This is a genomic window from Saccharopolyspora phatthalungensis, assembly GCF_014203395.1.
Classification (GTDB): domain Bacteria; phylum Actinomycetota; class Actinomycetes; order Mycobacteriales; family Pseudonocardiaceae; genus Saccharopolyspora; species Saccharopolyspora phatthalungensis.
The window spans coordinates 2131635-2155229 of sequence record NZ_JACHIW010000001.1 but is presented as its reverse complement, the minus strand read 5'-3'; the positions used below and the strand labels follow the sequence as shown (position 1 = coordinate 2155229).

At 67.9% G+C, this 23595-nt stretch carries 19 protein-coding genes; 8 read left to right on the top strand and 11 right to left on the bottom strand.

The annotated features are described in order from the left end of the window. Positions 1 to 193: 193 nt before the first annotated feature. The 4 genes from BJ970_RS39935 to BJ970_RS09550 form a co-directional block, all read right to left on the bottom strand. Positions 194 to 556 carry a nitric oxide synthase oxygenase gene (locus tag BJ970_RS39935; RefSeq protein WP_376775115.1) on the bottom strand — a complete coding sequence of 121 codons (363 nt, stop codon included), beginning with the start codon at positions 554 to 556 and terminating at the stop codon, positions 194 to 196. Positions 557 to 1331: 775 nt separating this feature from the next. Then, positions 1332 to 1538 carry a hypothetical protein gene (locus tag BJ970_RS09560; RefSeq protein ID WP_184725939.1) on the bottom strand — a complete coding sequence of 69 codons (207 nt, stop codon included), beginning with the start codon at positions 1536 to 1538 and terminating at the stop codon, positions 1332 to 1334. Between the two features lie 81 nt (positions 1539 to 1619). Further along, a complete protein-coding gene (gene trmB, locus BJ970_RS09555) occupies positions 1620 to 2264 on the bottom strand; it encodes a tRNA (guanosine(46)-N7)-methyltransferase TrmB (protein ID WP_221467722.1) in 645 nt (214 codons plus the stop codon). A gap of 166 nt (positions 2265 to 2430) precedes the next feature. Beyond that, a complete protein-coding gene (locus tag BJ970_RS09550; protein ID WP_184725937.1) occupies positions 2431 to 2940 on the bottom strand; it encodes a hypothetical protein in 510 nt (169 codons plus the stop codon). Positions 2941 to 3239: 299 nt separating this feature from the next. On the opposite strand from BJ970_RS09550, the gene BJ970_RS09545 reads away from it, so the two are divergent. After that, positions 3240 to 3707 (top strand): universal stress protein, encoded by a 468-nt coding sequence (locus BJ970_RS09545; RefSeq protein ID WP_312864180.1) that lies wholly within the window; start codon positions 3240 to 3242, stop codon positions 3705 to 3707. Between the two features lie 588 nt (positions 3708 to 4295). Here BJ970_RS09545 and BJ970_RS09540 read toward each other — a convergent pair. The 6 genes from BJ970_RS09540 to BJ970_RS09515 form a co-directional block, all read right to left on the bottom strand. Then, complete coding sequence (locus tag BJ970_RS09540) at positions 4296 to 5021, bottom strand: hypothetical protein (RefSeq protein ID WP_184725936.1); 726 nt, start codon at positions 5019 to 5021, stop codon at positions 4296 to 4298. Then, the gene (locus BJ970_RS09535; RefSeq protein ID WP_184725935.1) at positions 5018 to 5965 is read right to left on the bottom strand and encodes an ABC transporter ATP-binding protein; all 948 of its coding nucleotides are present in this window, start codon (positions 5963 to 5965) and stop codon (positions 5018 to 5020) included. The genes BJ970_RS09540 and BJ970_RS09535 overlap by 4 nt, the downstream gene beginning before the upstream one ends. Positions 5966 to 6135: 170 nt before the next feature. Beyond that, entirely contained in the window at positions 6136 to 6936 is an 801-nt protein-coding gene (locus BJ970_RS09530) for an HAD hydrolase family protein (protein ID WP_184725934.1), read from the bottom strand. 51 nt (positions 6937 to 6987) lie between these two features. Beyond that, entirely contained in the window at positions 6988 to 7644 is a 657-nt protein-coding gene (locus BJ970_RS09525) for a response regulator (RefSeq protein ID WP_184725933.1), read from the bottom strand. A gap of 204 nt (positions 7645 to 7848) precedes the next feature. Next, complete coding sequence (locus BJ970_RS09520; RefSeq protein ID WP_312864178.1) at positions 7849 to 9057, bottom strand: sensor histidine kinase; 1209 nt, start codon at positions 9055 to 9057, stop codon at positions 7849 to 7851. Positions 9058 to 9115: 58 nt separating this feature from the next. Then, positions 9116 to 9499, bottom strand: coding sequence for a hypothetical protein (locus BJ970_RS09515; protein ID WP_184725932.1), 384 nt, complete (start codon positions 9497 to 9499; stop codon positions 9116 to 9118). Positions 9500 to 9638: 139 nt separating this feature from the next. On the opposite strand from BJ970_RS09515, the gene BJ970_RS09510 reads away from it, so the two are divergent. The 7 genes from BJ970_RS09510 to BJ970_RS09480 all read left to right on the top strand — a co-directional run bounded on the left by BJ970_RS09510 (position 9639) and on the right by BJ970_RS09480 (position 18847). Further along, positions 9639 to 11180: a dynamin family protein gene (locus tag BJ970_RS09510; RefSeq protein ID WP_184725931.1), complete on the top strand. Its 1542-nt coding sequence runs from the start codon at positions 9639 to 9641 to the stop codon at positions 11178 to 11180. Next, entirely contained in the window at positions 11180 to 11653 is a 474-nt protein-coding gene (gene grpE, locus BJ970_RS09505) for a nucleotide exchange factor GrpE (RefSeq protein WP_184725930.1), read from the top strand. Before BJ970_RS09510 ends, grpE begins: the two co-directional genes overlap by 1 nt. Positions 11654 to 11755: 102 nt before the next feature. Further along, positions 11756 to 13618 (top strand): dynamin family protein, encoded by a 1863-nt coding sequence (locus BJ970_RS09500; protein ID WP_184725929.1) that lies wholly within the window; start codon positions 11756 to 11758, stop codon positions 13616 to 13618. Positions 13619 to 13857: 239 nt separating this feature from the next. Next, on the top strand, positions 13858 to 14619 hold the full coding sequence (locus BJ970_RS09495; protein ID WP_184725928.1) for a DUF6802 family protein: 762 nt from the start codon (positions 13858 to 13860) through the stop codon (positions 14617 to 14619). A gap of 408 nt (positions 14620 to 15027) precedes the next feature. Then, positions 15028 to 16842 (top strand): phosphoenolpyruvate carboxykinase (GTP), encoded by a 1815-nt coding sequence (locus BJ970_RS09490; protein WP_184725927.1) that lies wholly within the window; start codon positions 15028 to 15030, stop codon positions 16840 to 16842. A gap of 283 nt (positions 16843 to 17125) precedes the next feature. Further along, positions 17126 to 17269 carry a hypothetical protein gene (locus BJ970_RS09485; protein WP_184725926.1) on the top strand — a complete coding sequence of 48 codons (144 nt, stop codon included), beginning with the start codon at positions 17126 to 17128 and terminating at the stop codon, positions 17267 to 17269. A 363-nt stretch (positions 17270 to 17632) separates the two neighbouring features. Further along, positions 17633 to 18847: an ROK family transcriptional regulator gene (locus BJ970_RS09480; RefSeq protein WP_184725925.1), complete on the top strand. Its 1215-nt coding sequence runs from the start codon at positions 17633 to 17635 to the stop codon at positions 18845 to 18847. A gap of 20 nt (positions 18848 to 18867) precedes the next feature. Here BJ970_RS09480 and BJ970_RS09475 read toward each other — a convergent pair whose 3' ends face one another. Next, on the bottom strand, positions 18868 to 23580 hold the full coding sequence (locus tag BJ970_RS09475) for an RHS repeat-associated core domain-containing protein (RefSeq protein ID WP_184725924.1): 4713 nt from the start codon (positions 23578 to 23580) through the stop codon (positions 18868 to 18870). Between the last annotated feature and the right edge of the window lie 15 nt (positions 23581 to 23595).

The window sequence follows — 23595 nt, the reverse complement described above, 5'->3', positions numbered from 1 at the left end:
GCCTCGGTGCGGCGGTCGATGACCGTGACACGCGGAGTCGAACGAGAACAGCGCAGACCTGTTGATCTCGGCGATCGCCAGGTCCCGCCACGGGGCTTCCTGGGTGGTGCCGATCTCGGTTCCCACCAACGAGGTGTTGAACGACGTCGCGGGATATCTCGGACGCCGCGGATGTGCAGCTGCGTGGTGCGGATCAGCGGCACGGTGTGCCAATGCAGTCCCAGCCCGACGAACCTGGGGCATGCCGCGTGCTCCAACGGGCCCTCCGGCAAGACCTGTCGCGGTGGATGCCCACCAGCGTGGGACCTGCGTGGGCTGTTTCCACCACCAGCGGCAGGTGGTCGAAGCGCCCGCGGGCTCGGCGGTTTCCAGGCGCTCCACCTCGGCCATGAATCCGCTGTACCGGCGCGCCGGGCACGCCGCCATCGAAGAGCGAGTAGCGGACGACCTTTTCGTTCCAGATGCACGGGCCGGGGCGGTCCAAAGGATCCCGAGCGAAAACGAAGACCAACGGCGGGTTTTCGCCGACATTGTCAGCGTGGCGAGCGGTTGACAGCGGTTTCCTCGATCACGTGCACCAACACCCAACGCATCGACGACGGCGGCGTTTCGCGGAGCGATCGAGCGCCGGGCGCGTCGAGGTCGGTGCAGGCTTCCGCGACCGAGTTGGACCGCCGCACTGCTTCCCGGTCAGGCGTCGAGCAGGTCCTCGGCCGACTCGTCCGCGGTCGGTTGGGCGTCAGCATCCCAACGAGGAAGGCCAACAGTGTCGTCTTCTCGCCGGTGTTGAGGTCCGGCGGGCGGAGATCACCGCGTAACTCGGCATCGGTTACACCGCGACCGTATTCAGTGGAGCTTCGCGAATCACGACGCCAACCAGACCATTGAGCCCGGTATGAGGAACTGGGCCACGCCCAGTGCGTGGCGGGCCCACGAGGGGCGTGCTGAATGGCGACGGTCTGGGGCGGGAAGAACGCCGACGTGGCCGTCTTTGCTGCAGCTAGGTCAGACCCCAGGGGTCGACAGAGTGGTCATTCTTCCCGCCGCTAGCAGTGTGGTGGAAGATGCCGGTGGCCGCAAGCAGGTGCGGGGAGCCGGGCTCAGACCAGAGCTCATAACCGCGCACCCGATGATCTTCTTGACCCGCCGATCAAGACGGAGAGAAACCTCGCGGGTCAGTCAGCACATTCCGAGCAGAGCGCGTTGGGCTGGTCGATCACCCGAAGTCAGTACCGTCCCGCTGCCGACGGAGCCGCTTCGACGGTCACACAGCCACCGGCCAACCGCACTGCGGCGAGCGCTCGGTAGCCGTTCCGATCCCGGGCTGCGTTTCACGGGTTCGAACTGGGACTCGGCCGGCACGAGCCCTCCCTCGACGCGCGGATCTGCCGGTGGCCGACGGTCCTGACGACCTGTACGACTAGGACCACGTCGCGTTCGTACGACGCCACCAGTCCCTCGACATCGCCAACGTTGAGCCGCTCCAAGCGGACCCGTTGGGACCACCGGATGCGCCGCGCCGTGGTGACCACTGCCATCGCCTCATCTCCCACTGCAGACGATGGCAGAGGCAATGAGGGGGTCGCCGCCCCAGCCCGCTCGACCAACCCGAGCAACCGCTAGATGCGTTCGAAGATCAGGTCGTGGATTTCGCGGCCCTCGTCGTGCGCCCGGTTCTCGAACTTCGTGACCGGTCGCCATTCCGGCCGCGGTGCCCAACCGCCCGGCTCGTCGGCGTACCGGTTGCGTAATTGCGGCTCCGCCCGGCAGACCTCCAGCATCTGCTCGGCGTAGTTCTCCCAGTCCGTCGCGAGGTGCAGCACGCCGCCCGGCGCGAGTCTGGATGCGATCAGTCCCACCGAATCGGGTTGTACGAGACGGCGCTTGTGGTGGCGCTTCTTGGGCCACGGGTCGGGGAAGTAGATGCGGACCTCGGACAGCGACGCAGGCTCGATGTGCTCGCGCAGCAGCACGATCGCGTCGCCGCGGAGCAACCTGAGGTTGGTTACCTCGAGCTTCTCGGCCCGCAGCATCAGCTGGGCCAGACCGGGCTTGTAGACCTCAACCGCAAGGTAGTTGGCCTCGGGTTGGGCGGCCACGAGCCGCGCGGTCGTTTCGCCCATGCCGGAGCCGATCTCCAGCACCACCGGCGCGGAGCGGCCGAACCAGCCGGAGAGGTCCAGCGGCCCGTCGGGCAGTGCGGTCACCTCGGAACCCAGTTCGGGCCAGTGGCGGTCCCAGGCACGCTGCTGACCCACCGTCATCCGCTCGCCGCGTTGGACGTAGCTGACAACGGTACGACGAAAGGGAACCTGCTGGTCAGACGCATTCACGGGGACTCAGTATCGCAAACCCGCAGCGGGCACCGGCGACCGAACCCGGCTCGGCCGCCACCAGCTCCCGGCACTGCCTGAAGGCCGGACCGGCGGATCACCACACTTCGATCTGCGGCAGCATCGACACTAGGCCGGTTGCCTGCTTGATCGGCACCGGAACCGGCTCGGTGTCGCAGTGCGCCGGCACCACGTTGAGCCAGCCGCGGTGCTCGTCGGTCAGCACCACCGTCGTGGGCATCCGCATCGGCGCCCGGTCCGACGGCGCGTATTCCCAGTAGCCTGTTTCGCCGACCCCGGCCCAGGGCACGAAAACCCATCCTGGCCGGGCGCCGAGCGCCGCGTGCACCTCGTCTTCGATCTCGAAAGCGGCCGCCCGAGACTCGATCTCACCGCGATCCAGCGCCCGCAGCCACCACGGCGCAGGCAGCCGGCGCTTGGCACCCTGCAACTTGCGGAACAATTCGAGCACCTGCTGTTCAGGTGCGGTGTGGATCCAGCTCCGACGCAACGATGCGGGTTTTGCTGCCTCCAGCGCGGGCGGGTGCGCCTCCGTCGCCAGCGACCATTCCAGCCTGGGCACCGGCACCAGCTCGACGTCGCTCACCGATCGCCGAATCAGCGGACTGTTCTGTTGCGTTTGGACTACCGAGCATTCCTTTGAATGCGCCATCGGCCCACCCTTCTGCTGTTGAGAAAGTTGCGAGCCTGCCCAACTCGCCCTCGGCCAGCGCATGCCCCCAAGCAACGCTGGTTTGGGACATCCCTACCTATGCCTTACCACAGCAAAACCAAATAATGACACAGGTGTGTTAATTGTGGCTAAAGTCACAGATTTGCAACGTGTTCGGCTGATCCCCAGCTGGTCGACTCGACAACTCGGGCCGGTGCGGTTGGAGTGGAGGGGTGCCAGATCAGACGATTCAACAGGTGGAGATCGACGGCGGTGTCGTCGTCGGTGTGGACAGTTCCGCATCGTCACTGCGCGCACTACTCGTGGCGGCCGAGGAGGCCCGGCTCCGCAACGGCGTGTTGCACGTGGTGCGGGCGTGGAGCCTGCGGACCGCGCCCCGACCGGCGGACTGCCCGCCGAACGTCGTGCCGAGCCTGGACCAGTTCCAGCAGTCGGTCATCGAGGACACCGAACGCATCGTGTCCAACAAGCTAGGCGACCACACCGACCTCGCGATCCAGATCCACGTGGTCCATTCGCCGTCGCCGCAAGCACTGCTGTCGGCTTCGAAGGGCGCCGACATGCTCGTCGTCGGCCACCGAGGTCGCGGCGGGTTCGCGGGACTCATGTTGGGCTCGGTGGCCGAGCAATGTGTCCGCCACGCGGCCTGCCCAGTCCTGGTAGTCCGCCCCAACGTCTAAGGAGACTGCGGCGACAGCAGTTGGCAGTTCCCGCTTTCCCTGCAACCACCGCCTCGACTCCCCACCCAGCACATCAGCAGCCGCTTAGCCCACCCTGACAACGTGCGCCGCCGCGGATTCTCAGACGTCGCCCGGCGAAGACAACCGCATCGTTGTGCGTTGGGCCACACATGAGTCTGGGTTCCCGGAGTTCACGCGCTGTTCGAGGCTCCGCTACCGGAAGCGCTCGCGAATGTGGTCTGGACCCACAGAGACGGCACAGGGCCCGGGCCATCCCCCGAATGACAGCCCGGGCCCTCCCCCGTCCCGACCGCCGGCGCCCCCGAGCGCTGTTGCAGTCGGTCGATTTCAGTTGTGCCAGTCAGCCACACCGTCAGCCCCCGCACGGTGTCCAATGCGGACACTGCGTGCCGCAATGGTCACGGCGCACCGAGAAGGCGACGTCTGCGGCTCGATCTTGTCGTCGATCCTATCGGTTGACGTGACCAGACTCTCGGCCGGGCCTGGTAACGTTTTGTTATCCGTCCGCCCAACTGGACATTCCTTGGTTTGATCAAGGAATAAGGTTTCAAGATCAATTTTTACTGGTCAGGCATCGCGCCGCCGGACGATGATCAAAGCGATCACCCACAGGCCCACCGCGACCGCAGTGAAGTAGCCGAGCGCGCCCCACGGGCCGAATGGCATGTCGCCCGCCCCGTCGGTACCGGAGAGGAAATGATTGGCGGCGGTAAACGGCATCCACTTCTGCACGTCGGCACCGATCTCGGGGATCAGGCCGACCAGGTTCTCCACCAGCAGCGACCAAATCAGCAGCAGGGTTACCGCGCCGGCGGTCTGCCGCAACAGAGCACCCACCGCGACCGCCAGCACCGCACCGATGGCGAACACCAAGCCGACGCCGGCGACCTGACGCCAATCGCCGGCCGTGCCGAACGCGAGATCGGCCCCCGGCGCCAGCACCTTCGCCACGCCCCAGGAACCGAACGCGGCGAGCTCGCCGATGAGTAGGGCCACCACCGCGACGACCACCGTCTTGGCCAGCAGGGCGGCGGTCCGGTTCGGGACCGCCTGGAAGGTCGCCCGGATCGTGCCGAAGCGGTACTCGGTGGTGATCGACAACGCGGCGAGCACCAGCACCACCATCAGGCCGAATTGGTAGCCGACCTGCGTCATTCGTAATGACATTCGATCGTCGACCTGGGACGCGAACAACGTGGTGAAGCCGATGCTCAAGGCCAGCGCGAGGAAAGTGCACCACCACGGAGAGCGGGTGGAGAAGAGCTTGATGCGTTCAACGGCGAGCAGGGTCATCGGGCCACCCCCGAGGTGGTCAGCGCCGACGAGGCGGCGCGGAGATCTGTCTGGTACTCAACGGCATCGCCGGTCATCTGGATGAAGGCGTCTTCCAGCGAGCCCCGCTGCGCGGTGAGTTCGTGCAGCACGATCTGGTGCTGTGCAGCGAGTTCACCGATCTGCTCGGTGGCCGCATCGTCGATCACGAGGGTGTCCGGGGCCGTCGACCGCACGCTCATCCCCTGCGCGCTCGCCAACTGCTGCAACTGCGCCGCTTCCGGTGAGCGCACGAGCACCCCCTGGGTGCCGGCGTTGTCCACGAACTGCTGGGTGCTGCACTGCGCGATGAGTTGACCGCGGCCGATCACCACCAGTTCCTCGGCGGTCAGGGCCATTTCGGAGAGTAGGTGGCTGGAAACGAATACGGTGCGCCCCTCGGCGGCCAGGCCCTGCATGAACCGCCGGATCCAGTGGATGCCCTCCGGGTCCAGCCCGTTCACCGGTTCGTCGAACAACAGGATCTTGGGATCGCCGAGCAGGGCGGTGGCGATGCCGAGCCGTTGCGACATGCCCAGTGAGAACCCGCCTGCCTTGCGGCGTGCGACTTCCTCCAGGCCGACCATGCCGAGCACCTCGTCGACCCGCTTCGCGGGAATGCCGTTGGACTTGGCCATCCACTGCAGAAGGGTGCGCGCCGACCGGTTGGGGTGCACCCATTTCGCGTCGAGCAACGCGCCCACGGTGCGCAGCGGATGCTTTAGTTCACGGTAAAGCTTGCCGTCGATGCGCACCTCACCCGCGGTCGGCCGGTCCAGGCCGAGCATCATGCGCATGGTGGTGGACTTGCCGGCACCGTTGGGTCCGAGAAAACCCGTGACCCGGCCGGGTTTCACGGTGAACGCCAGGTTGTTCACCGCGACCTTTGAGCCGTAGCGCTTGGTGAGGCCGATCGCCTCGATCATGATCACTCCTGTTGCTGCCGACAACTGCTGCGGCCCACCGGGGCCACACGACAAGCGTGCCTGGCCGACCCGTGCACCGACATCGGCCCGGCGTCTGGGCTTCGGATCAGACTTGGGTAGTAGTGAATCTCGGCCACGGGGATGACGGAATCAGGGTTGTCCCGGAGATCTCACCGGAACAAGCGGTTCAGGGCGGCGGCCAGCCCGTCCTCGGTGACCGTGCCGGTGACCTCGTCCGCCGCGGCGCGCACGGTCTCCGGCGCTTGCCCCATTGCGACACCGTGCGCCGCCCAGCGCAGCATTTCGATGTCGTTGTCACCGTCACCGGCGGCGAAAGTGTCTTCGCGCGCGATGCCGAATTCGGTGCGCACCTTCTCCAGGGCTGCCCCCTTGGTCACGCCCTCCGGCACCACGGTGACCCACGGCTCGTAGTGGTCCAGGGTGAAAGTGCAGTGCGGCAGTCGAACTCCGGTCAGCTCGTCGACGACCTCGGCGGGCTCGTGATCCACCCAGTTGGCGATCAACCGCGGCACCGGTCCGCTCACGAGTTCGTCCAGTGTGGCCAGCTGCTGCGGGCCGTGCAGCTGGTGTTCGTGGAACTTGGTGGTCACCAGGCTGCCGACGCCGAGGGCCTCGGTCGCGAAGATCGCGCCGGGTAGCCTTCTGGCCAGCTCGGCAAGCACGGGGGCGGGTTCGAAGGTCTGGACCGACAGGGCCTCCCGAGTCGCCGCATCCACCAGCACCGCCCCGTTGGAGCACAACGCGACTCCGCTGGTCAGCCCCAGTTCATCGAGGATCGGGGCGGTTCCGAGCAGGCTTCGTCCGGTCGACACGACGACCTGGGCGCCCGCCTCTACCGCGCTGCGCACCGCCGCCTTGACCACGGCGGAGACCTCCTGGGTGGCCGGGTCGAGCAGGGTTCCGTCGACGTCCAAGGCGATGAGTCGGGGCTTCCACGCGGCATCGGTCACCGCCGCAGGCTAACCGCCGATCTGCGCATTGTGGCTGGTTGGAGGCGTAATTCACGCCTCGCCGGGCTTGACCAGACCGGTTTCGTAGGCCAGCACCACCGCCTGCACCCGATCCCGGATGTCCAGTTTGGACAGGATGCGGCCGAGGTGGGTTTTCACGGTGGCCCCGGACAGGAAGAGCTTGCCCGCGATCTCGGCGTTCGACAGTCCCTTCGCGACCAGCACCAGCACCTCGCGCTCCCGGTCGGTGAGCACGTCCAGCACCGACGCGTCCCGCAGTCGGCCGCCGTGCGCGCCCAGGAACCGGTCGAGCAGCCGCTTGGTCACGCTCGGCGCGACCACCGCGTCGCCGCTGGCCACCGACCGCACGGCGGTGACCAGGCTTTCCGGCGGGGTGTCTTTGAGCAGGAATCCGCTGGCCCCACTGCGCAACGCGGACAGGGCGTACTCGTCCAGATCGAACGTGGTCATCACCAGGACTTTCGCGCTGTCGGCCGCGACGATCCGGCGGGTCGCCTCGACGCCGTCGAGCACCGGCATCCGAACGTCCATCAGCACCACGTCCGGCTGCAACGCCTCGGCGAGCTCGACCGCATCCGCGCCGTTTCCGGCCTCGCCGACGACCTCCAGGTCATCCTGCGCGTCGAGCACCATCCGAAACCCCATGCGCATCAGTTCCTGGTCGTCCACCAACAGCACGCGAACCATGCCGACACCCTATCCATCCAGCCATTTTCAGCCTTTTCCTGCGCTTCCGTGGTCGTTGCGGGTGTCCGGCCCGGGCGAGGCAGGTCGCGGGATGGCAATCCCGACGAACATCTTGGGTGCCGGGATTTCCCATTTTCGGCAGTGATGTGGGTGGGTTAACCGTCCCGGGGGGAACCTCTGGCGCGGACGCGCCCAGTCTGCGCCTCAAAGCGCGGAATTCGCACTCGCCATGTCGAGCGGCAGCACTGCACGCACCCGCCAACCACCCTCGGCGCAGGGCCCCGCCTCTAGCGTGCCGCCGTAGATCACCGCGCGTTCTCGCATGCCGATGAGCCCGTTGCCGCCGGAGGTCCTCCCGGTCGGCTTCGGCCGCATCCCGTCGTCCACCACCTCGATCTCGATGTGTTGCCCGTCGTTGTTGGCCCGGACCGCGGCAGTGGTGCCCGCCCCGCCGTGCTTGACCACGTTCGTCAGAGCCTCCTGCACGATCCGGTACGCGCTGAGCCCGATCCCGGTCGGCAGCGCGGTGAAGTCGCCGGTCAGCTCCAGCGACACGGAATGCCCCAGGCCCCGCACCCGGTCGATCAGCTCGTTCAGGTTCGCGCCGGTCGGCTGCGGGATGCGCCCGGGGTCGGGCTCGGCGGTGTCGCGCAGCACGCCGAGCAGGCTCCGCAGTTCGCCGAGCGCCTCGCGACCGGTACTGCCGATCGCCTGCAATGCCCGCTCGGCGAGCTCGGGGTTGCGGTGCAGTGCGTAACCGGCCCCATCGGCCTGCGTGACCATCACGCTGACCGAATGCGCCAGCACGTCATGGATCTCCCGGGCGATCCTGTTGCGTTCCTCGGCGACCGCGATGCGGGCCTGCTGGTCGCGCTCGAATTCCAGGCTGTGCAGCCGCCTTTCCACCTCGGCGTGGTATGCGCGGCGGGCCCCGATGAACTCGCCGAGCACCCAGCAGAAACCGGCCAGCAGCACGAAAAAGCCCAGCTGAATGAAGATCAGCCCGGTCAAGTCCGCCGGCAGTTCCCGGTCGGTGAACAGCCGCAGCAGGAAGAAACCACCGGTCAGCGCGGTGTAGAGCGCGGCGGTGCGGCGCCCCGTACAGGCGACCAGCGTGTAGATCATCAGGCACGCCACCACGGTCGCCGTGGCGAAATCCGAGCCGTGGTGCGCAACCGACATGATCGCCACGCCCAGCAGGGCGACGTACGCCGACCGCACGGGCCAGATGCGCCGCACTGCCAGCGGCACCGTCAGCAGCAAACCCGCCACGACGTGCAGCGCGATCGGCATCCCGCGGGAGCGTTCGCCGTCGCCGCTGAGCTCTCCCAGGTGCACGAGCAGGATGAAGGTGGCGATCCCGCTGTCGCCGACCAACGGGCGCGCCCGCAACCAGAGGCTCAGTTTCCGCACCTCGCGAGGTTATGTGCTCGGCGGGTAAGCCGACGTCATCCCAGGGGCTCGATTCGAGTCAGCCCCTGGTCGCATCTTCCCGGGCCCGGACAACCTCCTCCTGTAGTAACTGGGATTGCTGCCGCGTGCGGATCCGGCCCAGCGTCCAAATCGTCACGCTGTGCGCCAGCGCCAGCACCAACAGCAGCAATCCGAGCCGCGCCACCACCGTCTCCGGCTCGCTGCCAAGGTCCATCGGCAGCACCGAGATCAACGCGAGCAAACCCAGTGCTGCCAGGTGGAATACGACGGCGACCAGCTGGTTTACCGAGTCGGCGACGGCGGAATCGCGGGTGGTGGATCGCAGGTATGTGGTGCCGCTGCGCCGGATCAACTGGCCGTCGACGAACACCAGCGCAGCACCGACCACGAGGAACACCACGAACGAGCTCGTACTCGACATGTTTGCCTCCAACTCGATGCGAAACAGATCACTTACCCAGCGCTACCCGCAACGCTGCGGGCGGTAAACGCCCCGGCGCATCGGGCCTGCGTGGCAGGATGTATCGGGCAGCGAGCCGCACTACCCGGAAAGGTCGGCGTTGACTACGGCAACCGAGCAGCAGCACTGGCCCGGCCCGCTATCGGCTGCGGTCGCCCGCCTGTGTACCGGGTTGCAGCCGCAGGTCTCCGAACGGACCGCGGCCGGGTTCGCCGAGGTGCTGCGCAGGCTGTCGGCGCCGTTGCAGGTGGCCGTCGCGGGCCGGATCAAGTCCGGGAAGTCCACATTGGTCAATGCGCTGATCGGGCGCCGGGTCGCGCCCACCGACGTCGGCGAGTGCACCCGGCTGGTCACCCGGTTCCAGTACGGCACGGTGGATCGCGTCGAGGTCGTCTTCCACGACGGCAACAAGCAGGCCGTGCCGTTCGACGCCGACGGCGGTATCCCGGCCGATCTGGGCGTGGACATCGACGACGTCTCGCACCTGGAGGCATACCTGACCAACGCGGTGCTGCGCGATCTGACCGTGATCGACACCCCGGGGCTGGGCTCGCTGGACGCCGCATCGGTGGCGCGGACCGAGGAACTGTTGGGCACCCGGAAGGAAGCCGACGACACCGACCTGGATCCGGTGTCGCGCAACGCGGTCGCCGGGGCCGAAGCCGTGCTTTACGTGGTGACACAGGGCGTTCGAGCCGATGACGAGCAGGCGCTGGCCGCGTTCACCGCCGCCACGGCCAGCCGGGAGGCCGGGCCGGTCAACGCGATCGCGGTGCTGAACAAGGCCGACACCATCGAGCCGAGCTCGGTCGAGAACGCCGACGGCGACGTGTGGAAGGCCGCCGCGCTGCTCGCCGAGAAGCAGGCGCAGCTGCTCAAGCCCAAGGTCGCCGACGTGCTGCCGGTGATCGGCCTGCTCGCGGAAACCGCCGAATCCGGCGAGTTCACCGCGGCCGATGCGGAGGCGCTGCGCGGCCTGGCGCGGCTGGACGATACGACCCGCGAAACCCTGCTGCTGTCCGCGGACCTGTTCACCAGCTGGGAATGCGACGTTCCGGCCGGCACCCGCAGTCGGCTGCTGGAGCGGATGGACCTCTACGGGGTCCGGTGCGCGCTGGAGGCGATCGATGCCGATCCGGAGATCACCGCGGGTGCTCTGCGGCGACGGCTGCTGGATTCCTCGGGGCTGGCCTCGGTGTTGAACCGCTTGGACACGGTATTCCGCGCGCGGGCCGACGGCATCAAGGCCGCGGCGGCACTCGCCTCCGTGACCGCGCTCGCACACGCCTCCGGCGACCGGGGCGAGCGGCAGCGGGTGCACGACGCGATCGAGGTGCTGCTGGCCAAGCCGGAGGCGCACCAGCTGCGGGTGCTGGAGGCGTTGACGCTGGTGGTGGCCGGTGCCGTGGCGTTTCCAGCGGATCTGGCCGAGGAAGTGATGCGGGTCGGCAGCAGCACCGATGTCGCTGCGCAGCTCGGCCTGCCGGGGCGGCACCGCAAGGAGCTGACCGACTACGCGCTGGAACGGGCGAACTGGTGGCGCTCGTTCTCGTCGTTCGGGGCCACGCCCGCGCAAAGCCGCATCGCGCACGTGGTCCACCGGGCGTACTTCTTGCTCTGGCAGCAACTGCGGTCCGGGTGATGTCGGTGCGGAACTTGCGACGCAAGAAGTCACCCGAACGCGGAACCGGTGCTGCGCCCGATGCGTCTGATCCGGTCGAGGGCACCGCCCCGGACGTTGACGCCGAGTTGGGGACAGACATGACCGCCGTGACCAACGATATCGTCATCAACCCCCTGGACCGCGCGCTGGCCGAACGGGCCACCCTGATCCAGCTGTGCATGTACGCGATGGACCGGGCCCGCAGCGCAGGAGTCGTGGCACGGCTCTCCGAAGGTCTGCGCGGGATCGGGGTCTCGGCGCTGCAGCCGGACGGCACCCGCTTCGACCCGGCACACCATGAGGCTGGCGGCACCACGCCCACCGACAACCCGGCGCTGCACGGGATGATCGCCGAGACCGAGGTGCTCGGCTTCGCCGACCGCGACCGCGTGCTGCGTGCCCCGGTCGTCACCGTCTACCAGCTGCGGGCTCAGTGCAACACCTTCCGGTGATCGCCGGGTTCCGGGACAATTCTCTGGTTTGGTCGCGCGTCGACCACCAGTGGATCCCTCCGCGCGGGGGGCGACGCAGGAATTGAGAGGAGCGGGGCGGACATGACGCCGACTGCACCGGGCGTCGCGGTCGCCGCGGCCCTGCCGCAGCAGGTCAAGCAGACCAGGGAGAAGCTGCACGCACTGCTGCGAGAAGCCGACCCGGCCGCCGCCGAGTGGGTCGAGCAGGTGCGGCGCAGCCGCCCGAAGACGCCCAGCGTGGTCGTGGTCGGGGAGACCAACCGAGGCAAGAGTTCTCTGGTCAACGCCCTGCTCGGCCACCCCGGACTGTCCCCTGTGGACGCTGATGTGGCCACCGCCACGTACCTGGAGTTCGGGCACGGCGAGCAGTGGGCGGCGCACGCCTGCTACCCCGGCCAGCAGGAGCCGGTGCCGTTCGACCTGGCCGAGCTGCCGAACTGGGCGGGTGCCGGGCGGCAACTGCCCGAGGGGCAGCTGCCGCCGCGCTACGTGCGGATCTCGGCGCCGCTGGACGCGCTGGCCAAGGTGACCGTGGTGGACACGCCCGGCGTCGGCGGGCTGGACGCCGTGCATGGCGAACTGGCGATGGAGGCCGCGGCCGCGGCCACGGCGCTGTTGTTCGTCGTCGACGCTTCTGCCCCGTTCACCCGCGGCGAGCTGGATTTCCTGCAGAAGGTCGGCGAGCGTGTCGAGACCGTGGTCTTCGCGCTGGCCAAGACCGACCAGCACCGCGGCTGGCGGCAGGTCCTGGAGGCGGACCGGAAGCTGCTGGTGGAGCACGCGCCGCGGTTTGCCGACGTGCCGATCTTCCCGGTGTCGGCGCGGATGCGGGAACTCGCCGCGAAGGCGCCGAGCGAACAGGCCGCGGACGTGCTGCGCGAGAAGTCCGGCATCGCCGAGCTCGGCACCGAGTTGGAGCGGCTGATCGGCGGACGCTCCGCGATGCTCGGCGAGGCCAATACGATGCGCGCTCTGTCCACTGTGCTCAGTGAGCTGGTCGCGAAGCTGGAGGCGGAGAAACGCGCGCTGACCGTCGGCGAGGACGAAGCGGAGTCGCTGCGCGCGCGGCGCGACGAGCTGTCCACCGCGCGCCGATCGTCGACCCGCGGCTGGCAGGTCAAGCTGCGCGGCGAGATCCAGCGCACCCGCGTCGAGACCAGCCACGAGGTGACCCGCCAGGTCCGGGAGGTGCAGAACTGGTTCCGTCGAGCCATCGACGGCGCCGACCGCCACCAACTCGGCGAGCTGCCCCGGCAGGTCGACGTGGCGTTGCAGATGGCTTCGACCCGGGTCGCGGCGATGCTGTCCGCGCGGCTGGCCACGGTCGCCGAGCAGTCGTTGAAGGAGTTGTTCTCCGCCGAGGAACTGGACGTGATCCGCTCGCAGTTCGCGCGCGGCGTGCAGGCGCCGATCGCGCTTCGCCCGCCGGACAAGCGGCCGCCGACCGCGGAGGACAAGCTCCTGGTGTTCATGGGTGTTTCCGGCGGGCTCGGTGTCGGGCGCGCGGCGGCGATGCCGTTGGCCGGGCTGGGCATCGCGGCGCTGAACCCGGTGGTGCTGCCGGTGACGATCGTGCTCGGGCTTGGGGCGGGCTGGTGGATGGCGCGGACCCGCAAGCACGCGGCGGACAAGCAACACCTCAAGCAGTGGTTGACCGAGGCCATCGCGGACGCCCGCTCGGCGCTGGACCAGCTGGTCGCCGAGCAGTTGATCGAGGCGGAGCAACAGTTGTCGCTGGCCCTCGACGACGCCCTGACCAGGCGGATCGAGGCGATCGAGGGGGAACTGCGGGAGGTGGACAAGGCACTGAAGATGGACGCCGCCGAGCGCAGCCGCCAACTCCAGACGGTCAACCGCCGCCTCACCGAAGCCGCCGCGGGCCGGGAACGCGCCGAGAACCTGCTCGGCGGCATCCGCAACCTCCGCGACACCGCCGCATCGTGATCCGCACGCCGCTGCGGTTGCCCCGTGGCCACGGCCGATATCGCGACCAACTGGTCACCTTTGGAAACGTCGGCTTCAACCGCGGCGCGGTGATCAACGGCGCTGGCGACCGGCCATCCGTTCGGCCGGACGTTGCGATCGAGATGCGGAAAATGCCAGGTCCTTCACGTCGGGAACCGAGGACCTCTACCCTGCGTCGTAGGTTTTGCAGGTGATCGGCCGGCTGAGGGGTAACGGACGTGTACATCGAGGAGACCGGCGCGGGGGACGGTGACATCAAGGTCACCGTCGAGGGCGAGGAGTACACCGCCGAGGCCAACTACGACCTCGATGGTGATGGCGTGGACGAAACCGTCGCGGTACTGACCGACGACGGCTACGTCGCCTACATCGACGAGAACGCCGACGGCCAGGCCGACTTGATGCAGTCGATCAACGCCGACGGCGTGGTGGTCGAGCAGGCCCGCTTCGACGCGGGGACCGGCAAGTGGACCGGCGAGGCGCCCGAGCAGCACCCGGGCGGCGCCGACCCACAGGACCAGGGGCATGGCCAGTCGATGGTCATCGACACCCCGCAGGGCGACATGCAGGTAGGCCCGGCCACCGAGGACACCAACCAGGACGGGATCGCCGACACCGCGGTCGTGGAGACCCAAGCCGGCGGCACCATGCTGGTCACCGACGTCGACGGAGACGGCTCGGCCGACCAGGTCGTGGAGATCAGCCAGACCGGCGACGTGACGATCTCGCACCACACCGGCGACGGCCAGTGGACGGTCGTCGAGCAGGGCAAGGTGACCGACGACGGGCACTACGCCCCGAACCCGGCGGCCGGCGCGACCGACGACGCGGCGTGGACCTTCGACGACACCGCCCAGCCGCATGCGGCCACCGTGGGGACCGGCGATCATGGCGACCCGCGCGGCGGCGACGAGCAGAGCGGTGGCCGACGCGGCGGGGGCGCGGCCGGTAAGGCGGACTCCGACGCCGTCTGGAGCTGACCACCCGACGTAATTTTTTTCACCCGTCCGATTCGCCCACTTCAGGCCATCGGGCGGGTTTTTTTTATTGGCGACCACGGAGAAGAACCGGCATTCGATGGCCGTCCGCGCGTAACCCGACGTTCGCGTCGACGTCCGGATCGCCGGAAAATCTAGGACCGAGCGACCCCCGGACGGCGAGATTTTCGTCCAGACCACCTCCAAGATCGCTACTGTATCGATTCCCTTATCGTTCTTGTGAGAGAACGAACAACGCTGATCTCCATTGAGCGCCCTTCTCGCAGTTAGCCTCAATGCATCCCTTTTTCACTTCGCCCGATCTTCGGGGCGGGCGAAGCTTTCCCTGCAAAGGCCGACGGACCCCGTCGGCAATCCGGGCTGTGGCGCCCAGTCAGGAGACGCGACGCTATGACCGCATTGACCATCCCAGGGCTCGACCAGGCACCGACCACGCACGAGCGCCTGTTGTCGTGGGTGCGTGAGGTCGCCGAGCTGACCACACCCGACCAGGTGGTGTGGTGCGACGGCTCGCAGCAGGAGTGGCAGCGCATGACCGACCGCCTCGTCGAGGCGGGCACCTTCACCCGACTGAAGCAGAAGCCGAACTCGTTCTACGCGGCTTCGGACCCCTCGGACGTGGCGCGTGTCGAGGAGCGGACCTTCATCTGCTCGGTCGAGGAGAAGGACTCCGGGGTCACCAACAACTGGATGGACCCCAACGAGATGAAGGCGATCATGACGGAGCTCTACCGGGGCTGCATGCGTGGTCGCACGATGTACGTGATCCCGTTCTGCATGGGACCGCTGGACGCCGACCCGCCGCGGCTGGGCGTGGAGATCACCGACTCCGAATACGTCGTGGTGTCGATGCACATCATGACCCGGATGGGCGCGAAGGTGCTGGAGCGGCTGGACGCCGACGGTGAGTTCGTACCCGCGCTGCACTCGGTGGGTGCCCCGCTGGAGCCGGGGCAGCAGGACGTGCCGTGGCCGTGCAACGACATCAAGTACATCACCCACTTCCCAGAGGAGCGGATGATCTGGAGCTTCGGCTCCGGCTACGGCGGCAACGCGCTGCTGGGCAAGAAGTGCTACTCGCTGCGGATCGCCTCGGCGATGGCCCGCGACGAGGGCTGGCTGGCCGAGCACATGCTGATCCTCAAACTGATCTCGCCCGAGGAGAAGGTCTACTACGTCGCGGCCGCGTTCCCCTCGGCCTGCGGCAAGACCAACCTGGCGATGCTGCAGCCGACCATCCCGGGCTGGCGGGTCGAGACCCTCGGTGACGACATCGCATGGATGCGCTTCGGGGAAGACGGCCGGCTCTACGCGGTGAACCCGGAGGCCGGGTTCTTCGGCGTCGCGCCGGGCACCAACTGGAAGACCAACCCGAACGCGATGCGCACCATCGCGCAGGGCAACTCGCTGTTCACCAACGTCGCTCTCACCGACGACGGCGACGTGTGGTGGGAAGAGATGGAGGGCGACCCGCAGCACCTCACCGACTGGAAGGGCCGCGACTGGACGCCTGCCAGCAAGGAGAAGGCCGCGCACCCGAACTCGCGCTACTGCACGCCGATGTCGCAGTGCCCGATCCTGGCGCCGGAGTGGGACGACCCGAAGGGCGTGCCGATCTCGGCGATCCTCTTCGGCGGGCGGCGCAAGACCACCGTTCCGCTGGTGAACGAGGCCTTCGACTGGCAGCACGGCGTGTTCATGGGCGCCACCCTCTCGTCGGAGAAGACCGCTGCGGCGGCGGGCAAGGTCGGCGACGTGCGACGCGACCCGATGGCCATGCTGCCGTTCATCGGCTACAACGTCGGCGACTACTTCCAGCACTGGGTGAACGTCGGCAAGTCCGCCGACGCCGCCAAGCTACCGCGGATCTTCTACGTGAACTGGTTCCGGCGCGGCGAGGACAAGCGCTTCCTGTGGCCGGGCTTCGGGGAGAACTCCCGTGTGCTCAAGTGGATCGTGGACCGGCTGGAGGGCAACGCCGCCGCTGCCGACACCGCGATCGGCCGGGTGCCGTCGGCCGACGCCCTGGAGCTGTCCGGGCTGGACACGCCGAAGGCGGATGTCGAAGAGGCGCTGAAGGTCGACGTCGAGGAGTGGAAGGCGGAGGTGCCGCTCATCGAGGAGTGGTTCGCCACCATCGGCGACTCGCTGCCGAGCTCGATGCGCGATGAGCTGGAGGCCCTGAAACAACGTCTCGGTCACTGACCGAGCGACCCCCGGACGGGTGGACTTGGCGAGGCGACGTGGGAAGCTTCGCGTCCACCCGTCCGGCGTGGAGACCCCGCGATGTGTGCGCTTTCGTGCGGCGTTTCCCCAAGATAGCTGAAGCTATTTCGGGGAAACGCCGTTTTCGTTCTTCGGGCAGGTGGATCTACCCAGCTCAGCGGGGTGAATAAAAAGATTCGCAAACGATCAGCAACCAGACGGACACTGTCTGCGTCCCAGTGATAACCGCCAAAAACGGCGCGCCGATATGAGGGGGTGTGTCATGGCTGATCTGGCCATGCTGGCGTTGTCCCTGATCGCGGTCGCTGCGGTGTTCGTTTCGCTGCGCAGCGAGGATGACGAATCCAACGAACAGTCCGAGGCCGGTGAGATCGACCGGATTCACCGGGACAGAGTTCCGATGTAGGGGAGGACACAGCTGCGATGACGGCAAGAAATCTCCAAGGGCCTGCGGGCGGCGAGCGGATCGAGTCCACTCACCGCCCGCAAGTTTTTGCCTGACCGGGCCCTTCGAGGTTTAGCCGAGCAGGTCGGCCAGTCGCTCCAGCGTGGCCGACGGTAAGAGCTCGTCGCCGCGTCGCAGATGTGTTGCGAGTCAATGGAAATCCGCACGTCGATTTCCATTTAAATCGCCCATTCATGGACGCATCGCGGTCTTCCCGCTGGCGATGGTTGCGCCCGACCTGAGATGTGGATCACACTCTGGGCACGTTAATTCCATTCGATCGCACAAGTCGATGATCTTGCCGTTCCCGGGTGAGGAGCGCCTATGGCGAAAACGTCCTGGCAGGGCACGAATCTGCCACGGGTGGGCGGGTTCAACCGCGCGGTCGTGCTCGACACCATCCGACAACACGGGGAAGTCAGCCGGGTGGAACTGGCACAACGGACCGGGCTGACCGCGCAGACGATGTCCAACATCGTGCGGGCGCTGATCGACGACGGGCTGGTCACCGAGAACGGCCACGCGCCGTCCACCGGCGGCAAGCGCCGGGTGTTGCTGAAGGTGGTGCCGGACGCGTACTCGGCGGTCGGCCTGCACCTCGATCCGGAACGGATCACCGGTGTCCTGCTGGACTTGGCCGGCGGGGTGCGGCTACGCAGCCGTCGCCGCGTTCCCGATGATGCCTCGCCCTCGAGCGTCGGGGCCGCGCTGGCTCGCACTTTCCACCAGCTGGTGCGGCGTTCCGGTATCGCCGACGGCCGGGTGCTGGGCATCGGGCTCGCGGTGCCCGGCCCGTTGGACGCGGCGCACCGGCGGGTGCTCTCGCCGCCGAACCTGGCGGGCTGGGCGGAGGTCCCGCTGGCCGACATCGTCGAGGAGCGCGCCGGACTGCCGGTGGTGATGGACAACGACGCGACGGCGGCGGCGATCGGCGAACGTTGGGCCGGGGGAGCTAAGCGCGCTGGCTCGTTCGTGTACGTCTACCTGGGTTCCGGCGTGGGCATCGGGGTGGTGCTGGACGACCAGGTATATCGCGGGATCAGCAACAACGCCGGCGAGATCGGTCATGTGCACAGCGGCGGCGGCCGCGAATGCCATTGCGGTAAAAAGGGATGCCTGGAGGCGTACTGCTCGATGCGCGCGATCGTCGCCGACTGGCAGGTGGCGACCCGCGAAGCCGCGGACGAATCGGTCCCGAAGGCTTACGAGCGGCTGTGCCGGTTGGCCGTCGAGGGCGACACCACCGCGGTTCGGGTCCTGCGCGTGGCGGCAACCCGGCTGGGCCAGGCGCTGGCATCGGTGGTGAGCGTGCTGGATGTCGACCGCGTGATACTCGGCGGCCCTGCCCTGCGGCAGGTGGCGGAACTGGTGCGGTCCCGGGTGGCGAAGGTGATCCAGACGCAGGTGTGGGCGCCCGAGGTTCGGCCGGTGCGGGTGGAGACCGCGCTGATCGGCGCGGACGCCGGTGCCGTGGGCGCGGCGTCGCTGGTGCTCGATCACGCCTATTCACCCCGCCTGGCCACGCTCCTCGGTTCGTGAGGAGCGTGGCCAGGCGTGGATCACCGCCTTCCCGGTCTCACGGGGTAAGCGGTGTTCCCCGGGGAATCGACCCGGATCGGCTTCATATCACCGTGCAGGTAGTCCAACACCTGGTTCGGCGAGCTCTTCCCGAAGTACTGGTGGTAGTCAGGGCCGAGGAACTTGGCCGGGTGCGAGGAGGCGATGTGGGCCAGGACCTGGTCCTGGGTCCAGTTCGCCGGGTACATCGTGCTCTGCTTGGTGTTGTTGGCGCCGATCCTCGTGTAATCGATCTGGTGCACCTTGTTGGGATTGCCAGTCGTGTTCACGACGTTGACATCGTGCGGGAGTGCGCCGCCGGTGTAGGCGTGCAGACCGTTCGCGGTTCCGCCGTGGTTCTCACCTTGGAGGATGTGCACGGCAACACCGGTGTTATTGCGCCGGAACTGGTTGGCCACCTTCTCGATGGCGTTCTTCGCATTGTCTTTCTTGCGCTGCCGATCCGCCTTCTTGTTCACATAGTCCTGGAACTGCTCGGTGGAATTCCAGCCCTTCCCGTTGCAGGGAGCCAAGCCCAACGGGTCCGACCACGCGTGCGGGTTGGTCACGTAGGCATAGTTGTTGGGGCCCGCTTCCAAGCCAATGGGGTCGGGGCTGAGGTACCGAGCGGTCGCCGGGTCGTAGTACCGGTGGAAGTTGTAGTGCAGGCCGGTTTCCGCGTCGAAGTACTGCCCGGGGAAGCGCAGCGGCGTCCCGCCGGTCTCGGTAGCTCCGCCGTCGTGGAAAGCGTTGCCCCACAACGAGGTTCGGTGCACCCAGGCGATGCCGCCCTGGTCGTCGACGAGCTCGGTCGGCGTGCCGAGCAGGTCGGACACGATGACGTGGAACCGTTCGTCGACCCACTCCTGCGGGCTGCGCCGTAGCCGTTCGCGCTGGGCCAGGGGTCGGAAGGTGCCCGGCTCGTAGTCCCAGACCAGCACGCGGCCCTGCTGCGCGGACGCGTCGAACCGCGCCTGTTCGACGAGCTCCTGTCCGTCCCAGGTGAAGTCGACCCGCTCCGTGACGGTCGTGCCGTCGGGACCGAGCCGCTCCTTGGCGATGCGGCGGCCGAACGGGTCGTAGCGGTACTGCCACCGCGACCCATCCGGCCGCAGCACGCCGACCAGGCGATCTTCCGAATCCCAGAAGTAGCGCCAGGTTCCCGACGGGCGTTGCCGGAGGACGAGTCGGCCCTGGGCATCGTGCTCGTACCGCGTGTGACCCGCGCTCTGGACCGCGATGCCGCGGTACGAACGCTCCCCGAGCTGGTCCCCGTCGGTGCGGGTCGGCCAGTCGGCCAGGGACAGGTTGCCGGCGGGATCGTAGGCGTAGCGCTCCGTCCAGCCCGCGCCTTGGACGGCGGTGACCCGGCCTGTTTGGTCCATCGCGTAGCTGCGGGGCCCGGTGAGCTGGTCCTGTAGCCCGGTGAGCACCCCGTCCGCCCGGTAGGCGTAAGAACGCTGTTGCACCGGCCGCCCGCTGGGGGCGACCACCGTCTGCGACCGCAGCTGATCCATCGGCGTCCACGCCTGGTCGACTAGCAGGCCGGAAGCCAGGCTGAGCCGAACCTCACGGCCGAGCGGGTCGCGTTCGAAGCGCATCGTCCGCCCGGCGGTGTGCAGCGCGACCGGCTGATCGTTGGCGTCGAATTCCCAAGCGCTTTCCGCACCGGAAGGCGTCCAGCGCCGCACTCGCCTGCCCAGCGGGTCGAAGGCGGACCTGACGGTGCGGCCGTTGATCGTCTCCGCGACCACGCGCCCCAGCGGGTCGCGCTGGAACGTCACCCGAGTCGCGCCGTCCGCGGCTTCGAGCAGCTGCCCGGTCTCGCTGTAGGCGAACGTCGCCGTGACCTCCCCGTTGCTGCGCTGGACCACGTTTCCCAGCAGGTCGTAGCCGAACCGCGTGACCGCCCCGACCCCGTTGATCCGCTCGACGAGCTGTCCGGCCGCATCGACGCGGTAGGTGACCGTGACGCCGTTGAAGTCGGTTTCCCGCACCAGGTTTCCGGCCGCGTCGTACTCGTAGCGCCACACCTGCCCGAGCTCGTTGGTGACGCTGGTAAGCCGCATTTCGGTGTCATAGCCGTATTCCAGGCGGGTGCCGTCCGGGCGAACTTCGGCGGACACCAGGTCGAAGTGGGTCAGCTCCGTTCGGGTCGTCGCGCCGAGCTCGTCGGTGTTCTCCCGCAGGTTGCCCTCGCCGTCGTAGACGCGCCGTTCGGTCGTGCCGTCCGGTTGCTGCGCCCAGGCGAGTTCGCCGCCCACGGTCCACCCGAACCGCCGCACGCCGCCGATCGGGTAGACGACGGTGGTCAGCCGACCGAAGCGGTCGTGCTCGTACCTGGTGGTCGCGCCCTTCGGGTCGGTGACCGCCACGATCAACCCGGCCGCGTTCCGGTCGATCCGCGACGTGTTGCCGAGCGCATCGGTGATACCGGTGATGTTGCCGCGCTCGTCGTAGGAGTAACGGGTTGTCGCTCCGGCCGCATCGGTTTCAGCGGCGAGGTTGCCACGCTCGTCGTACTCGCAGCGCGAGACCGTGCCGTCGGCTTCGATGTACGCGACCGGCCGACCGGAGTCGTCGTACTCGCAACGGAGTTGGGTCCCGTCCGGCCTGGTGATCGCGAGTAGGTTTCCGTCGGCGGCGTAGTCGTTTCGAATAGTGCGGCCCAGCGCGTCGGTGCGCCGCAGCAGCCGGTCGGCGGCGTCCCACTCGGAGACGACCGCGTTGCCCAGCGGATCGACTTCCTTGATCACCTGACCGGCTTCGTTCATATGGAAGGTGGTCCGGTGCCCGAGCGAGTCCGTGGACCAGGTGATCCGGTTCTCCGCGTCGTACTCCATAGTCCCGGTCAGGAAACCGCCGGAGCCCTCGGTGCGGACGCAACGCCCCAGATGGTCGTAGGTGTAGCGGTACCACTCGCCATTGCGGTCGGTCCACCCGGCGATGCGGCCCGCCTGGTCGTAGTCGAACCGCAGCGGCCGGCCGGAGGCGTTGATCACCTCGGTGAGCCGGTCGCCCTCATAGCGGTAGCGCATCAGTTCCACGTCACCACCCTCGATCCCGGTCGAGTGCAGCGCGGTCACCAGGCCATCGGTCGTCTCGACCCGGATCCGGTACTCACCGCTGTGCCGGATTTCCAGGGGAGTTCCGGACTCATCGTGGACGAACTCGATCCGGTTTCCGTTGCGGTCGCTGATCGACTCCAGCGCGAGCAAGGGGTTGAAGACCAGCGTGCGTTCCCCGCCCAGGAGCACGTACCTGCCGTCGTCCGCGCGCCCGAGACGCTGCTGCGAGCCCCGATCGCTGGTGACCCAAGCACCGGGTGCCGGGTGCGGATAGTGCTGGAGCGTGCCGTCGGCGGCGGCGAAGCTCACGCCATCGGCGTCGGCCTCCAAACGCTGGTCCAGAGTGGACACCCAGCTGGGCCCGAACCACTTGCCCGTCCGGTACGAGGAGAAGTGGGTCCGCTCGAAGACGAAGGGGAGCGCGGCGAAGAACTCCGCATCGGTCTGAGCCAGCACCATCTGGCCCGTGGAGACGTCGATCGGGTCCTTCTCGCACCGCACGTTCTTCGGGGAGCGGGGGTTGGCGTTCTGTCCCCGGAGGGAGTTGGGTTGGGTGCTGGCCGGCTTCGGACCATTCGGCTTGGGGCCCTTCGGCTTGGGACCCTTCGGCACGTTCGGGGAAGGGGGGCCCGACCTCGGCGTCGGGCCGCTGTCGGGCGCGGACCTCGGTGGCGGGCCGCTATTGGGCGCGGGCCTCGGTGGCGGGCCACTGTCGGAAGCCGGATTTGTCGACGCCGGGCCATTGTCCGGTGCGGACCGCGTCGGCGGACCGTCGGCGGAAGCCGGATTTGTCGACGCCGGACCGTTATCGGGCGCGGACCTCGGTGGCGGGCCGCTGTTGGAAGCCGGCTTGGTCGACGCCGGGCCTTTCGGCGGCGGGGCGGACGAACCGTCGGCCTTGATCTTCTTCAGCGCCTTGCCCGCGTCGCCGAAGGAATCCGCGAGCTTCTTCAGCATCGGCGAGAGCGCCTTGAGCGCCTTCACGAGTTTCGTCGTGATGTCGGCGATCTTGGACACGACCTTGGCGACCTCGGCGACCACCTGCGGTACCACCCAGGTCAGCCCGATGCCCAACGTCGCTATTACCTGCAACGCCCAGCTCACCAGGTGGCCGACGAGTTCGGCGATGATGTCACGCACCAGGCTCCGCACCGAGGCGACGACCTCGCCGGCCGTAGCGATACCGCTCGACGCACCGTCGGCCGCGCTCTTCGCTGCCGCGATCAGGTTGGCGGTGTCCTCGCTCCGCGCCCGGTAGGCGTCACCGGCCGCGCCGATCCAGCCCGCCGTGTCGTTCCGCACCAGGTTGGTCATCTCGGTGCCGATGTCGCCCAGCTCCGTCGAGATGTTCTTCCAGGTCTCGGAATGCGCCTTGATCTCGTCCGGATCACCGGTCAACGCGTCCAGCGCGTCCGACAACGGGCCGACGTGCTCCATCAACCAACCCACGCCCGCGGAGATGATCGATCCGAACGGGTCCATCGCCATGCCGAGCGCGTCCAGGCCAGTGCCCACCGCCCCGAGGACGCCCGCGGCCCAGTCCCCGGACGCGATCGCCTGCGAAGTGTCGTTGACCGACTCCAGGATCGGTACACCGGTGAACGACTGGGTCGAATCCTCGCGCTGCGCCACCAACGGATTCGTCACGACACACTCCAAGGG

Coding starts and splice junctions, on each gene's coding strand:
- BJ970_RS09560 (WP_184725939.1), bottom strand. CDS start 1,538: ATGGCAGTGGTCACCACGGCGCGGCGCATCCGGTGGTCCCAACGGGTC.
- trmB (WP_221467722.1), bottom strand. CDS start 2,264: ATGACGGTGGGTCAGCAGCGTGCCTGGGACCGCCACTGGCCCGAACTG.
- BJ970_RS09540 (WP_184725936.1), bottom strand. CDS start 5,021: ATGACCCTGCTCGCCGTTGAACGCATCAAGCTCTTCTCCACCCGCTCT.
- BJ970_RS09535 (WP_184725935.1), bottom strand. CDS start 5,965: ATGATCGAGGCGATCGGCCTCACCAAGCGCTACGGCTCAAAGGTCGCG.
- BJ970_RS09525 (WP_184725933.1), bottom strand. CDS start 7,644: ATGGTTCGCGTGCTGTTGGTGGACGACCAGGAACTGATGCGCATGGGG.
- BJ970_RS09515 (WP_184725932.1), bottom strand. CDS start 9,499: ATGTCGAGTACGAGCTCGTTCGTGGTGTTCCTCGTGGTCGGTGCTGCG.
- grpE (WP_184725930.1), top strand. CDS start 11,180: ATGTCGGTGCGGAACTTGCGACGCAAGAAGTCACCCGAACGCGGAACC.
- BJ970_RS09500 (WP_184725929.1), top strand. CDS start 11,756: ATGACGCCGACTGCACCGGGCGTCGCGGTCGCCGCGGCCCTGCCGCAG.
- BJ970_RS09490 (WP_184725927.1), top strand. CDS start 15,028: ATGACCGCATTGACCATCCCAGGGCTCGACCAGGCACCGACCACGCAC.
- BJ970_RS09485 (WP_184725926.1), top strand. CDS start 17,126: ATGGCTGATCTGGCCATGCTGGCGTTGTCCCTGATCGCGGTCGCTGCG.
- BJ970_RS09480 (WP_184725925.1), top strand. CDS start 17,633: ATGGCGAAAACGTCCTGGCAGGGCACGAATCTGCCACGGGTGGGCGGG.